Annotated in this window: 13 protein-coding genes and 1 tRNA gene; 8 read left to right on the forward strand and 6 right to left on the reverse strand. The window is 68.0% G+C overall.

Annotated features, from left to right (window positions below):
• Positions 1 to 9: 9 nt before the first annotated feature.
• Positions 10 to 1,488, reverse strand: a complete 1,479-nt coding sequence (locus ACXJ16_RS15065; protein ID WP_054439586.1) for a helicase HerA domain-containing protein — start codon at positions 1,486 to 1,488, stop codon at positions 10 to 12.
• Between the two features lie 157 nt (positions 1,489 to 1,645).
• Here ACXJ16_RS15065 and ACXJ16_RS15070 point away from each other — a divergent pair, with 157 nt between their 5' ends.
• Positions 1,646 to 2,518, forward strand: coding sequence for an NTP transferase domain-containing protein (locus ACXJ16_RS15070; protein ID WP_463920893.1), 873 nt, complete (start codon positions 1,646 to 1,648; stop codon positions 2,516 to 2,518).
• 167 nt (positions 2,519 to 2,685) lie between these two features.
• On the opposite strand, the gene ACXJ16_RS15075 is transcribed toward ACXJ16_RS15070, so the two are convergent.
• Both ACXJ16_RS15075 and ACXJ16_RS15080 read right to left on the reverse strand, forming a co-directional pair.
• Positions 2,686 to 2,772, reverse strand: a tRNA-Leu gene (locus tag ACXJ16_RS15075).
• A 311-nt stretch (positions 2,773 to 3,083) separates the two neighbouring features.
• A complete protein-coding gene (locus tag ACXJ16_RS15080; RefSeq protein WP_324696954.1) occupies positions 3,084 to 4,064 on the reverse strand; it encodes a zinc-ribbon domain-containing protein in 981 nt (326 codons plus the stop codon).
• 156 nt (positions 4,065 to 4,220) lie between these two features.
• Between ACXJ16_RS15080 and ftsE the strand changes: the two genes are divergently transcribed.
• From ftsE to ACXJ16_RS15100, 4 genes are read left to right on the forward strand one after another with little or no spacing between them, the layout of a single operon-like run.
• A complete protein-coding gene (gene ftsE / locus ACXJ16_RS15085) occupies positions 4,221 to 4,934 on the forward strand; it encodes a cell division ATP-binding protein FtsE (RefSeq protein WP_054439499.1) in 714 nt (237 codons plus the stop codon).
• Positions 4,931 to 5,857, forward strand: coding sequence for a cell division protein FtsX (locus ACXJ16_RS15090; RefSeq protein WP_292635652.1), 927 nt, complete (start codon positions 4,931 to 4,933; stop codon positions 5,855 to 5,857). Before ftsE ends, ACXJ16_RS15090 begins: the two co-directional genes overlap by 4 nt.
• A gap of 26 nt (positions 5,858 to 5,883) precedes the next feature.
• Positions 5,884 to 6,450 carry a YdcF family protein gene (locus ACXJ16_RS15095; protein ID WP_054439500.1) on the forward strand — a complete coding sequence of 189 codons (567 nt, stop codon included), beginning with the start codon at positions 5,884 to 5,886 and terminating at the stop codon, positions 6,448 to 6,450.
• Positions 6,450 to 7,145, forward strand: coding sequence for a lysophospholipid acyltransferase family protein (locus tag ACXJ16_RS15100; protein ID WP_054439502.1), 696 nt, complete (start codon positions 6,450 to 6,452; stop codon positions 7,143 to 7,145). The genes ACXJ16_RS15095 and ACXJ16_RS15100 overlap by 1 nt, the downstream gene beginning before the upstream one ends.
• A 2-nt stretch (positions 7,146 to 7,147) precedes the next feature.
• Here ACXJ16_RS15100 and ACXJ16_RS15105 read toward each other — a convergent pair whose 3' ends face one another.
• The 3 genes from ACXJ16_RS15105 to ACXJ16_RS15115 all read right to left on the reverse strand — a co-directional run bounded on the left by ACXJ16_RS15105 (position 7,148) and on the right by ACXJ16_RS15115 (position 10,064).
• Positions 7,148 to 7,927: a transglutaminase-like domain-containing protein gene (locus ACXJ16_RS15105; protein ID WP_463920894.1), complete on the reverse strand. Its 780-nt coding sequence runs from the start codon at positions 7,925 to 7,927 to the stop codon at positions 7,148 to 7,150.
• Positions 7,928 to 8,022: 95 nt separating this feature from the next.
• On the reverse strand, positions 8,023 to 8,949 hold the full coding sequence (locus ACXJ16_RS15110) for a prephenate/arogenate dehydrogenase family protein (RefSeq protein WP_132469159.1): 927 nt from the start codon (positions 8,947 to 8,949) through the stop codon (positions 8,023 to 8,025).
• On the reverse strand, positions 8,946 to 10,064 hold the full coding sequence (locus tag ACXJ16_RS15115; RefSeq protein ID WP_324696947.1) for a pyridoxal phosphate-dependent aminotransferase: 1,119 nt from the start codon (positions 10,062 to 10,064) through the stop codon (positions 8,946 to 8,948). The genes ACXJ16_RS15110 and ACXJ16_RS15115 overlap by 4 nt, the downstream gene beginning before the upstream one ends.
• Before the next feature lie 211 nt (positions 10,065 to 10,275).
• Here ACXJ16_RS15115 and metX point away from each other — a divergent pair, with 211 nt between their 5' ends.
• Genes metX through metW form a run of 3 tightly spaced genes read left to right on the forward strand, consistent with a single transcriptional unit; the run spans position 10,276 to position 12,424 of the window.
• Entirely contained in the window at positions 10,276 to 11,391 is a 1,116-nt protein-coding gene (gene metX / locus ACXJ16_RS15120) for a homoserine O-acetyltransferase MetX (protein WP_132469179.1), read from the forward strand.
• Complete coding sequence (locus tag ACXJ16_RS15125; protein ID WP_324696945.1) at positions 11,388 to 11,834, forward strand: GNAT family N-acetyltransferase; 447 nt, start codon at positions 11,388 to 11,390, stop codon at positions 11,832 to 11,834. The genes metX and ACXJ16_RS15125 overlap by 4 nt, the downstream gene beginning before the upstream one ends.
• On the forward strand, positions 11,831 to 12,424 hold the full coding sequence (gene metW / locus ACXJ16_RS15130; protein WP_185998570.1) for a methionine biosynthesis protein MetW: 594 nt from the start codon (positions 11,831 to 11,833) through the stop codon (positions 12,422 to 12,424). The genes ACXJ16_RS15125 and metW overlap by 4 nt, the downstream gene beginning before the upstream one ends.

Below are 12,424 nucleotides of genomic sequence, written 5' to 3' on the forward strand. Positions count from 1 at the left end.
GACGGCCTTTTACCCCTCGACGGGCGCTGTTGTAACCCCGAGATCGGGCAGTCCGACCGAACGCTTGCCCGAAAAGTCCGTGCGCACGACGATGAGCCCGTCCTTTTCCAGATAGTCCAGCAGGCGCTGCACGCGGCGGGGGCTGCTGGTGCCGTAGACGCGGGCCAGGACCATGTCGTCGGGGCAGGGCTCGTCGTTCATGGCGGCGCGCGCGATCATGTAGAACGGCGCCAGCGCATCGTCGGGAACGTGCTTGGCAAGGTTGACCAGATCGAACCAGCGTTCGTCGTCGGGGTCCTCGATGCCGGCGATGGCGGCGGCGAAACCGCGGCGGAACATCGTCGCATCGAGCCCGCGCACCGAGATGCCCTTCATGCGGCAGCGAATGGTGAAGTCCTGGAACAGCGTGGTCGCGGACTGGAACGTGCAATCCGGGTCCTGCGCCATGGTGTTCAGGATTTCGAGCATGGCCGCCCGGTTTTCTTCCGGCTCCGGCTCGGGCCGTTCGGGGCGCGGCGGCGGTGCGGAAGACGGGCCGGCGGATGGCCCGTGCGCGATCGATTCGCTCAGTTCCTCGACGTCGATCGCGGGGCGCGGGGCGGGACGCGGAAAATCGGGGCGTTCCGGCTCGACGTGGAGATTGTCGTGCAGCAGTTCGCGCAGTTCCTCGGTGGTCGCCGTGGGCAACGGGGTGAGGCCGGGGGTGACCGACTTGGCACCGGTCAGGACCGTGCCGATGTTCACCGCCACCGGGCGGCGGCTGATCGCCGGGCCGAGGCCGAGGAACTGGCCGCGCGCCAGGTCGCGGATCTGTTCCGCCTGGCGGCGCTCCATGCCCAGCAGGTCGGCGGCGCGGATCATGTCGATGTCGAGGAAGGTGCGGCCCATCAGGAAGTTCGAGGCTTCGGCCGCCACGTTCTTGGCCAGCTTGGCGAGGCGCTGGGTGGCGATGACCCCGGCAAGGCCGCGCTTGCGGCCCCGGCACATCAGGTTCGTCATCGCCGCGAGGCTGACGCGGCGCGCCTCCTCGGACACTTCGCCGGCGGCGGCGGGGGCGAACATCTGCGCTTCGTCCACCACGACCAGCGCGGGATACCACTGTTCGCGCGGGGCATCGAACATGGCGTTGAGGAACTGCGCGGCGCATTTCATCTGCTGGTCGATCTCAAGCTCGTCGAGCGCAAGGACGACCGAGGCGCGGTGTTCGCGGATGCGCGCGCCCAGCCGGACGATCTCGCCTTCCGCATAGGCGGCGCCGTCGATCACGACATGGCCGAATTCCTCGGCCAGGCTGACGAAGTCTCCCTCGGGGTCGATCACCACCTGTTGCACGATGGAGGCGCTCTCCTCGAGCAGGCGGCGCAGCAGGTGCGACTTGCCGGACCCGGAATTGCCCTGCACCAGCAGGCGGGTCGCCAGAAGTTCCTTGATGTCGATTTCGATCGACTCGCCCTGCGGGGTCTGGCCGATCACGATATTCGCGCTCACGCCGCATGCCTTGCGCAAGCCGGGCGCGAGAGGCAAGGCAATGCTGCGGCTTTATCCATAGCTTGTGCGCATCGGCTTGCGGCGCGTCATGCGAAAATCGCGGATTTCCGCGCCGGTCACGGGGCTGTCACACGCGCGCGGCATAGCGACGCAGATTATGGCTTCACCGGTTTCTCCTGATAGCGACGGTATCGAGCGCCAGCCCCTGCGGCTGGTGGTGCTGGCGGGGCATGGCCTCGGCCCTGGCGGAATCGATCCACTGGCAGAGCGTTTCGGCGAAAGGCACCGCTGCCTCGTGCCGCTGGCGGGGCGGCCGCTCATCGCCCATGTGCTGCAGACGGCGGCGCAGCATCCCCGCGTCGCCAGCCTTGCGGTCTGCGTGGAGCGGGAGGCGTTCGACCCGGTGTGGGACGTGCTGACGCGGCTGCCGGGGCGCGGCAGCGTGGCGCTGGTGGAAGCGCGGCAGGATATCGCGGCAAGCGTGCGCGCGGCGGCGGAGGACTGGGATGGCCCGCTGCTCGTCACCACCGCCGATCACGCCCTGCTCAGCGCGGAATCGATCGACGCCATGGCCGATGCGCTGGAAAGCTGCGATGTCACTTTCGCACTGGCCCGGCGCGAGGCGGTGGAGGCCGCGCATCCCAATGCGCTGCGCAGCTATATAGCCTTGCGCGACGGCGAGTTCGCGGCGTGCGACCTCTATGGCATGGCGGGGACGCGTTTCGTCCATGCGGTTGACGTGTTTCGCGGCAGGGGCGCCTCCGACCGCGAGGGCGCCCGGATCTGGCGGGCACTGGGCCTTGCCGGGCTGCTTATGGTCAAGCTGCGGCTGGAGACGCTTTCGGGCGCGGTGGTGCGGGCTTCGCGCCGCCTGCGGCTGCGCGTGCGCGCCGTGGTCATGGCCGACGGCACCCAGGCGATCGACGTGGACAATGACCGGACATATGCGGTGGTGCGGGACCTGCTGGGCGAACTGCCGCCGGAAACGCCCGGCAAGACCGCCAGGCCGACAGCGCGCGCCGTAGCCTGAAAGGGTGCTCGGGTAGCCTGGATTTCAAGCGTCTGATCGAAATGCGGGATGGCAGTGGCCGATCGGCGGAGGCCGGGTCGTGCCGGACCGTATTTTCAAGGCCCCAAACGACTTTCGGGCCCCCTTGCGGGGGCCCGAAGGCTTTACCAGATCTCTTGCGAGAGTGATGGTGCGGTCAAGAAGACTCGAACTTCCACGGGCTTTCGCCCACAACGACCTCAACGTTGCGCGTCTACCAATTCCGCCATGACCGCTAAATCACCGGGGGGCTTCGAAGCCGCCCCGTGGCAGGAGCGCGCCACTAGCAAAGGGTTCCTGACCCGGCAAGTGGCTTCGGCCAATTATTTTCAAAAAGAGCGAATTTTTTTGCACCGCACGGAATTTATGGCGGATTTGCGTGGCTCGGCCGATTTGATGCGGGTGCATGGCCGGATCGGGCCGCGTCACGGCATGGTGAAGCGGGCCGCGCATGGCGGCGAACAGGTAAGCGAAATCCTGCAAAAAGTGCAGGGCCGGTGCGGCGCTGCAAAGGAGCCCGGGCTCACGCGGGGTGAGCCGGCCCGCCTCAGTCGGGCTTCCAGCCGATCTCTGCGGCCGATGCTGCCTTGGGAATGTCGGTCAGCGCTTCGTTGACGGTGATCGCCTCTCCCGGCGCGAGCTTGCGCTTCGAGGGGACGACTTCCTTTTCGTAGACGATGCGGTCGCGCTTGTCGCGCAGCACGACCAGTAGCGAGGGCACGTAGCGGGCCTCGCTGCCGATATTGCTGATGGTGCCGCTGACCGAGAAGAATTCGGTGCCGTCGGGCAGGGGCTTGCGGTCCTGCCGCTTGCGCGGGAAATCGAGCTGGAGGTCGGGCTGGGCGGGAGAGAAGGTCTGGCGCGGGATCGGCAGCCAGTCCGGCAGGCCGCCCCAGGCGACGGCGCCGGTAAGGCCTAGGGTCACGACCGCGAAGATCGCCGAGCCGAGCGTCGCGATCCGCGTCCAGTTGCGGCGCGGGCGGAACGGCGGCGAGAAATCGAAGTTCGACGCGTTTTCGTCCGCATAATGGACGCTTGTCGTATCGTCGTAGATCGGCGCGGGCTTGCGCGCGGGCTGCGGCGCCTGCGTGGGCGCGGAAAGCGGGCCGGCCTCATCGGTCGGCGTGCTTGCGGGGCGGGTGCCGGGAATGTCGGCAGCGCTCGCTTCGCGGCCGGGGGCGCGGCCGGGCACGCGAATGGCTTCGCGCGGCGGCGGGGCCTGCACCGGGGCGGCCTGCACGGGGGGTGCCTGAATGGGGGCGGCCTGCGCGGGAGCCGGCTGGACCGGCGGCGGCGCGGCAGGCCGTGGCGGCGCTACCGGCGCTTGCTGCGCGGGGGGAGGAGGAGGCGGTGCGGCAACTGTGCCTGCTGCCCCTTGCGCAACCGGGGCTTCTTCCGCTGCGGCTTCGGGGCCTTCCTGGAACCAGCTGTGGCGGCACTTGGCGCAGCGTACCGTGCGCCCGTCCACGCCCAGCGCGCTGTCCGGGACCGCATATCGCGTAGAGCAGGCGGGGCAGGCGATTATCATGATCGCAATCTATAAGCACGAGTGACTCTCATGCGACAAGACATGGACTTGTGGGCACACGCCGGAACGCCCTTTTTTCCACATTCAATGCTCGCTATAGCGTCTCGTCGCCCGTTCGGACCCGAACATGCCAGGCCGTAAACCGATTAGACGAGTATGACCGCGGACGGGGAAATCATCCATTTCGACAATGTCGGGCTGCGTTACGGCACGGATCGGGAGATCCTGTCCGACCTGACCTTCACGTTGTTTCCGGGGCGGTTTTACTTTCTCACCGGGGCCAGCGGCGCGGGCAAGACTTCGCTGCTGCGGCTGCTCTATCTTGCCCAGCGCCCCTCGCGCGGCGCTATCCGCATGTTCGGAACGGACGCCATCACCCTGCCGCGCAGCCGGTTGCCGATGTTGCGCCGCCGGATCGGCGTGGTGTTCCAGGACTTCCGGCTGATCCCGCACTTGTCCGCGTTCGACAACGTGGCCTTGCCGCTGCGGGTTGCGGGGCACCAGGAGAAGGATATCGCCGGCCCGGTCCGCGACATTCTCGAATGGGTCGGCCTGACCGAGCGGATGGATGCGCGTCCCGCCACGCTTTCGGGCGGTGAGCAGCAGCGCGTCGCCATCGCCCGCGCCGTGATCGCGCGTCCGGCGATGCTGGTGGCGGACGAGCCGACCGGCAACGTCGACCCCGAGATGGCGCTCAAGTTGATGCGCCTGTTCGAGATGCTCAACCGGCAGGGCACGACCGTGGTGGTCGCCACGCACGATCTGGACCTGCTGCGCAAGGTGCCCGAGAGCCTTATCATGCGGCTCGATCGCGGGCGTCTGGCCGATCCCACCGGGGCCCTGCGCTACCCGCCGCGGCAACTGACATGAGCGCAGAAGGAATGCCGCGCATGGCATGGCGCCGCCTTGGTGCGCGCGGGGCCGAACTGATCCCGCAGATCCGCATGTCCGGGCCGATGCCCTGGGTCATCGCGATCATGGTGGCGATGACGGCGATCGCGCTTGCCGCCGGGCTCGCGCTCGGCAACGCCATCTCTTCCGCGCGCGCGGAAATCGAGGGCGGCGTGACGGTGCAGGTGCTCGAACCGCGTGACGACGTTCGCGCCCGGGAAGCGGCGGCGGCGGTCGAAGCGATCAAGCGCGTGCCGCATGTCGCCGGGCTTCGCCAGGTTCCGCAGGCCGAACTCGATGCCCTGATCGAACCCTGGCTGGGCAGCGGGATCGCCGCTGCCACCGGCGCGGCGATCCCGGTTCCCGCGCTGATCGACGTGCGCCTCGACGGTGCGGCGAGCCCGGACCGGCTTGCGGCGATCGAGCGGGTTCTCGTCCGCGCCGCGCCTTCCGCCCGGGTGGATGCGCAGTCGACATGGCTGAAGCCGGTATTCGACGCGATGCTGTCGCTGCAGGTGCTCTCGATCTCGCTGGTCGTTCTGCTGGCAGGCGCGCTGGCCGCGGCGGTCCTGCTGGCCGCGCGCTCTGCACTGGGCGCCAATCGCGACACGATCGAGATAGTCCATCTCCTGGGCGGAACCGATACCCAGGTCGCGCAGGTATTCCAGCGTTCGATCGGCTATGACGCGGCGGGCGGCGGAACGGTCGGGCTGGCGCTTGCGCTGGTGGTGATCCTGTCGCTCGGCCGCCGTTTCGCGGGGCTCGGGGCAGGACTGGTGGACAGCGGCGCGCTGGTCTGGACCGACTGGCTGCTGCTGGCGCTGGTCCCGGTGCTCTCCACCCTGCTGGCGATGCTGACCGCGCGACTGACCGTGCTCCATGCACTTCGCAAGATGCTATAGTACGCACAAGACGCTATAGGCATCTCATGTTCCGTCGCACCGCCGCCTTCCTGCTGCTGATCTGGCTGTTCGGTTTCCTCTGGTTCGCCATCGCGCTTCCGGGGCCGCTGGACGATGCGGTGAAGACCGACGCGGTGATCGTGCTGACCGGCAGCCGGGGAAGGATCGAACGGGCCATGGCCGTGCTGGAGGCCGGACGTGCCCCGCGCGTGCTGATCTCCGGCGTTGACCGCGAAGTGAGGCCCGGCGAACTCGCTGCCGAATTCAAGATTCCCGACCGGCTGATGAAGTGCTGCATCACGCTCGGCTATGAAGCTTACGACACCCGCTCCAACGCGCTTGAGGCGGCGGACTGGGTGGGGCGCCGCAAGGCCCGCACGGTGCGGCTGGTGACGGCGGACTGGCATATGCGCCGCGCCGCCTACGAGCTTGCACGCGAATTACCGCAGGGCGTCACCGTTCTTGAGGATGCGGTGCCTTCGCATCCCAGCCTCGGCACGCTGTTCCTCGAATACCACAAGTTCGTGGGCCGCATGGCGCTGGACTTCTGGAACAGGCCGCCCTGGAAACGTCATACTGGAACCTCGAAATAATGCGCACGAATGCGATCGACGTCATCCGCAGCCTGCTGTTCTACCTGGTGTTCTATCCGGGCACGCTGGTGTTCGTCACGATGGTCTGGGTGGCTTCGCTGTTCGGGCAGGAGCCGATGCGCCGCTCGGTCCGGGGCTGGGCCAGGTTCCACCGCCTGTGCTGCCGCTGGCTGCTGGGCATCCGGCTGGTGATCGAGGGCGAGATGCCCGAGGAAGGCGTGCTGGTGGCGATGAAGCACGAAAGCTTCTTCGAGGCGATCGACCTGCCGGCGCAGATGCAGTTTCCCGCACCGTTTCCCAAGGCCGAACTGATCGACATTCCGGGCTGGGGCTGGGCCGCGCGCCAGTACGGCGCGGTCGTGGTGCAGCGGGACCAGGGCGCCCGGGCCTTGCGGGCGATGGTGGCCTCGGCGCGGGGCTTTGCGTCGCAGGGGCGGCCGCTGGCGATCTTCCCCGAAGGAACGCGGGTTCCCCATGGCCAGCGCGCGCCGCTGCAAGCGGGATTCGCCGGGCTCTACAAGCTGCTCGGCCTGCCCGTGGTCCCCGTCGCGGTGGACAGCGGCAGGCTCTATCACCGCCGCTGGAAGAAGCCGGGCACCATCACCCTGCGCGTGGGCGAGCGGATCGAGCCCGGCCTGGCGCGTGACGAGATCGAGGCCAGGGTCCAGACTGCGATCAATGCGCTGAACCCCTGAGGTCAGGCGATCTCGCGCACTTCCACGGACTGGCTCCGCAGTTCCACCGGCCCGTAGCTGGTAAGAAACGAAACCGCCGCCGCATCGACGCCGACCCCGATCTTCGCCATCGCCTCGGGGCGGCTCATGCCGGTGGCATCCACCAGATGCCAGGTATCGTCGAGGAAGACTTCGGCCACGGCATGAAAGTCCTGCGGCTTGACGCCCAGGCCGTAGACGCTGGCGAAGCGCGCCGGAATGGCCGAGGCGCGGCACAGGCTGATGACGAGGTGGGCATAGTCACGGCATACGCCCTCGCCCGAATTGAAGCTGTCGGCCGCGCTCGTCTGCGCATTGCTGGAGCCGGGGACGTAAGCCAGGTGGCCGGCCACCCAGTCGCGGATCGCGGCCACCTTGTTTCCGCCTTCGAACATGCCGAACTGCGTTAGAGCAAAGTCCTGGAAGGTGTCGGAAGGGCAGAAGCGCGAGGGCAGCAGGTAATCGACCGTCTCGGCAGGGAGCATGTGCGGCGGCACGGCGGGCAGCCCCTCGATCGGGGTCACGATCCGCTGCGGTTCCACGACGGCCTCGTAGCGCACGGTCAGCGCATTGGCGACATGGAGCCAGATCCGGTCGCCGATCTGGTCATGCCCGGGCAGGCGGGCGAAATGCTCGACCGGAGGCAGCGAAATATGGGCGCTGTGGACCAGCTGCTCGGGAAGGATCGCCGCCTCGAGCTGGAGCAGCACGTCGGTGGGCGCGGGCAGCGCGTAATCAAGTTGGGCCAGAATCGAGAGTTTCATGGGACGCGCGGCTTGTCCATGGGCAGTGTCCTTGGGAAGAGCTTCGGGAGGTCTTACCCGCTCAAAGCCCGAGAAGCGTGCCGGCTCCCGCGGGATCAGCGATTCTTTTGGCCGTTCTCGTGATCGCCGCGTCCGAAGTCGGGGCGGGAATCGTCCTGCCCTTCCTCGATGATGGAGCGGCGGATTGCGCGGGTGCGGGCGAAATGCTCGAACAGGGCATCGCCGTCACCCACCCGGATCGAGCGCTGCAGCGCGGTCAGGTCCTCGGTGAAGCGCTGCAGCATGGTCAGCACCGCGTCCTTGTTCGACAGGAACACGTCGCGCCACATCGTGGGGTCCGAGGCGGCGATGCGCGTGAAGTCGCGGAAGCCGCCGGCCGAATACTTGATGACCTCGCCCTGCGTCACGTCCTCGAGGTCGGAGGCGGTGCCGACGATGGTATAGGCGATGAGGTGCGGCAGGTGGCTGGTGACGGCGAGCACGAGGTCGTGATGGCCGGGGGTCATGATCTCGACATTGGCGCCGAGCCCTTCCCAGAAGCCGACCAGCTCGCTGAGCTTCACCATGTCCGTCCGTGCGGGCGGGGTGACGATGCACCAGCGATTGCGGAACAGGTGCGCAAAGCCCGCGTCGGGGCCGGAATTCTCGGTGCCGGCAACCGGGTGCGCGGGGATCACCAGGTGATCGGGCAGGGCATCGCCCAGCGCCCTGGAGATCGCTTCCTTGCTGGAGCCGACATCGCTGACGAGGCAATGCGCGGGCAGCGCCTCGCGCACTTGCTCGGCCGCCATGCCCATCACGCCGGGGGGCACGCAGAAGATCACGAGGTCGGCATTCGCGACGGCTTCGGCCGGCGTCTCGCAGACCGTGCCGACGAGGCCGCGCTCGGCCGCGCGGGCGCGGTGGGCGGGGCTGAGGTCGTAGCCGGTGGTGGCCACGCCGGGCAGGTATTCCTGCACGGCAAGGCCGATCGATCCGCCCTGAAGGCCGAGGCCGATGATCGCGACGCTGTTTATGCTCATTGCGCGGCTTCCGCCATTTCGCGCAGCGCGACGGCGATCGCGTCCATGTCCTCGGGCTTGCCGATGGTGAAGCGCAGGGCCTGCGGCAGGCCCTGTCCCGGCAGCCAGCGCACGATGTAGCCCCGGTCGGCGAGGCCGTCGAAAGCGGCTTCGGCGGTCAGCGCGCCTTCGAACAGGACCAGCACGAAGTTCGCCTGGGTGGGCAGGGCACGCAGACCGTGGTTGCCCAGCGCTTCGAGCTTGCCCACGAAGCGCGCGCGTTCGTCGCGGTTGTGGACGCGGCTGGCCTCCACGAAATCGGCATCGCCCAGCGCGGCCAGCGCCATGGCCTGGCCGGTGGCGGAGACGTTGAACGGTCCGCGAATACGGTTGAGCGTGGCGACGATCCCCGGCGCGCCGGTGGCCCAGCCGATCCGTTCCCCGGCAAGGCCGAAGATCTTCGAGAAAGTGCGCGTCACCAGCACATTGTCATGCGCCCGGGCCAATGCCAGCGATCCATCGTCGTCCTCGGGCGCGACATATTCGCCGTAAGCCTGGTCGAGCACCAGCAGCACGTCGGCGGGAAGCCCGGCGTGAAGCCGCGCGATCTCACCCTTTGGCAGGTAGGAGCCGGTCGGGTTGTTGGGGTTGGCGACGAAGACCACGCGGGTCCGGTCCGTCACCAGCGCGAGCAGGGCGTCGACGTCGGTGCCGTAGTCGGCGTCGGGCGCGATGACCGGGGTTGCGCCGCAGCGCCGCGCGGCGATGTCGTAGACCGAGAAGCCGTAGCGCACGTAGATCACTTCGTCGCCAAGGCCCGCATAGCCCTGCGCGGCAAGGTTGAGCAGTTCGTCCGAGCCGGTGCCCATGACGACGCGTGCCGCATCGAGGCCGTGCCTGGCGGCAATCGCCTCGCGCAGGGCGGTACTGTCGGGATCGGGATAGAGCGCCGGCGCCTGCGCGCGCGCTTCCAGCGCATGGCGGCTGGTGCCGAGCGGGTTCTCGTTGGCCGACAGCTTGATCAGCGGCTTGCCGTCCTTGCCCTTGGACTTGCCGGGCACATAGGCATGGATCGCGTCGATCCACGGCTTGGGCTGCGGGGCTTGGCGGGTGCTGATGGTCTGGCTGTCAGTCATGATGCGCGGCCTATTAGCTTAGCGGCGGCGTGAAGGACAGGGGGCGATTTGGGCGATCGGTGCCGCGCCGCAGGGGCGGCGGCCGGCTCAGCCCGAGCGGGATTCGCGCGGTGTAACGAAAATACCCAGCCGCGCACTTTTCAAACCGGCGCCGGCAACCGAGCGAGTAATTGACAGGGCGCGGGCGGTCCCCCACTTGGCACAGTTCATCATGTCCACCACGCCCATCATCGACTCCAGTCGGGTTCTCGAACTGGCCCAGCCGCTCCCGCTCGACGGCGGACAGAGCCTGCCGGGCGTCCGCATCGCCTATGAGACGCACGGCACGCTCAATGCCGCGCGCGACAACGCGATTCTCATCACCCATGCGCTGACCGGCGACCATCACGTGGTCTCGGATCATCCCAAGACCGGCAAGCCCGGATGGTGGGTGCGCATGGTCGGACCGGGCAAGCCGATCGACACGGACCGGTTCTTCGTGATCTGCGCCAATGTGATCGGCTCCTGCATGGGCTCCACCGGCCCGGCCAGCCTCGCGCCGGACGGCAAGCCGTGGGGTATGCGCTTCCCGGTCATCACCATCCGCGACATGGTGCGCGGCCACGTCGCCCTGCTCGATGCGCTGGAGATCGATTGCCTCTATGCCGTCGTCGGCGGGTCGATGGGCGGAATGCAGGCGCTCAGCCTCGCCTCGAACTTCCCCGACCGGATCCGCGCAGCGCTGGTGATCGCCTCCACCGCGCGCCATTCGGCGCAGAACATCGCTTTCCACGAAGTGGGCCGCCAGTCGATCATGGCGGACCCGGAGTGGCGCGAGGGCGACTATTACGATCACGGCAAGGGCCCGGAAAAGGGCCTCTCGGTGGCGCGCATGGCCGCGCACATCACCTATCTCTCGGAAGCGGGCCTGACCGAGAAGTTCGGCCGCCGCCTCCAGAACCGCGAGGAGAAGACCTTCGGGTTCGACGCCGATTTCCAGATCGAGTCCTACCTGCGCTATCAGGGCCTGGCCTTCACGGACCGCTTCGATGCGAACTCCTACCTCTACATCACCCGCGCCATGGACTATTTCGACCTGGCCGAGGAGCATGGCGGCTTGCTGGCCAATGCCTTCGCGCAGTCCAAGGCGCGCTACTGCCTCGTCAGCTTCGACACCGACTGGCTCTACCCCACCGCGGATTCGCGCGGCGTCGTCCACGCGCTGAATGCGGCGGGCCTGCCGGTGAGCTTCGTCGAACTGTCCGCGCCTTACGGTCATGACAGCTTCCTGCTCGACGTTCCCGCGCTCGATCGCGTGGTCGAGGGATTCCTGGGAGAAGGCCGGTGACGGCATCGCATATCGAACTGTCAGACGATCCCGCCCGGCTGGATGTGGCCCGCATCCACGGCTGGCTGGCCACCAGCTACTGGTGCCCCGGCATCGAGCGCGCGCAAGTCGAGAAGCAGATCGCGGGCTCGCACTGCCTTGGCGCCTATCGCGAGGACGGGGCCCAGATCGGCTTCGCCCGCGTCATTTCCGACCGCGCCAGTTTCGCCTGGCTGGCGGACGTGTGGGTGGATGAAAGCGTGCGCGGGCAGGGGATCGGCCGGCGCCTTGCCGGCTGGTTCGTGGAGCATCCCGACTATGCAGGCATTCGCCGTTTCGGCCTTACCACGGCCGATGCCCACGGGGTCTATGCGGCGCTCGGCTTCAAGCCGCTGGCGCGCCCGGACCGGCTGATGGAGCGGCTTTCCCCCGCCTTTGCGGCGATAATGGAGGCAGGCGAATGAACGGCCTGCGTCCCGATCTCGCGGTGATCGCCGCCAATGTCGATCCCGCCGCGCGGGTGCTCGACGTGGGCTGCGGCGACGGCACGCTGATGCAGGCCCTTCGCGAAGACAAGCGGTGCGACGCGCGCGGCATGGAGCTCGATTCCGCCAATGTCGGCCTTTGCGTCGCCAAGGGCCTGTCGGTGATCCAGGGCGATGCCGACAAGGACCTGGCCTTCTACCCGGACCAGTCGGTGGACTACGCGATCCTGTCGCAGACCCTGCAGACGACGATGCGCCCGGACATGGTGCTGGAGCAGCTTCTCCGCATCGGCCGCCGCGCCTTCGTGAGTTTCCCCAACTTCGCGCACTGGCGCGTGCGGCTGTCGCTGCTGTGGGGCGGGCGGATGCCGGTTACGCGCCTGCTGCCGGTCGCCTGGTACGAGACGCCCAACATCCACCACCTTACCGTGGACGATTTCCGCGAACTGCTGCGCGAACGCGGCATCAAGGTGGAAGGCGCCTGGTTCCTCTCCGGCGACCAGCAGTGCAGCGCCGCCGCCGCGAATTTCCGCGCCGAACATGCGGTGTTCCTGCTGTCGCGCGGATAG

It is taken from the genome of Novosphingobium sp. TK71, from assembly GCF_055361505.1.

Excerpts from the sequence above, each read along its gene's own strand:
- ACXJ16_RS15070 (WP_463920893.1), top strand. The coding sequence starts at position 1,646 with ATGGCTTCACCGGTTTCTCCTGATAGCGACGGTATCGAGCGCCAGCCC.
- ACXJ16_RS15080 (WP_324696954.1), bottom strand. The coding sequence starts at position 4,064 with ATGATAATCGCCTGCCCCGCCTGCTCTACGCGATATGCGGTCCCGGAC.
- ftsE (WP_054439499.1), top strand. The coding sequence starts at position 4,221 with ATGACCGCGGACGGGGAAATCATCCATTTCGACAATGTCGGGCTGCGT.
- ACXJ16_RS15090 (WP_292635652.1), top strand. The coding sequence starts at position 4,931 with ATGAGCGCAGAAGGAATGCCGCGCATGGCATGGCGCCGCCTTGGTGCG.
- ACXJ16_RS15095 (WP_054439500.1), top strand. The coding sequence starts at position 5,884 with ATGTTCCGTCGCACCGCCGCCTTCCTGCTGCTGATCTGGCTGTTCGGT.
- ACXJ16_RS15100 (WP_054439502.1), top strand. The coding sequence starts at position 6,450 with ATGCGCACGAATGCGATCGACGTCATCCGCAGCCTGCTGTTCTACCTG.
- ACXJ16_RS15105 (WP_463920894.1), bottom strand. The coding sequence starts at position 7,927 with ATGAAACTCTCGATTCTGGCCCAACTTGATTACGCGCTGCCCGCGCCC.
- ACXJ16_RS15110 (WP_132469159.1), bottom strand. The coding sequence starts at position 8,949 with ATGAGCATAAACAGCGTCGCGATCATCGGCCTCGGCCTTCAGGGCGGA.
- ACXJ16_RS15115 (WP_324696947.1), bottom strand. The coding sequence starts at position 10,064 with ATGACTGACAGCCAGACCATCAGCACCCGCCAAGCCCCGCAGCCCAAG.
- metX (WP_132469179.1), top strand. The coding sequence starts at position 10,276 with ATGTCCACCACGCCCATCATCGACTCCAGTCGGGTTCTCGAACTGGCC.
- metW (WP_185998570.1), top strand. The coding sequence starts at position 11,831 with ATGAACGGCCTGCGTCCCGATCTCGCGGTGATCGCCGCCAATGTCGAT.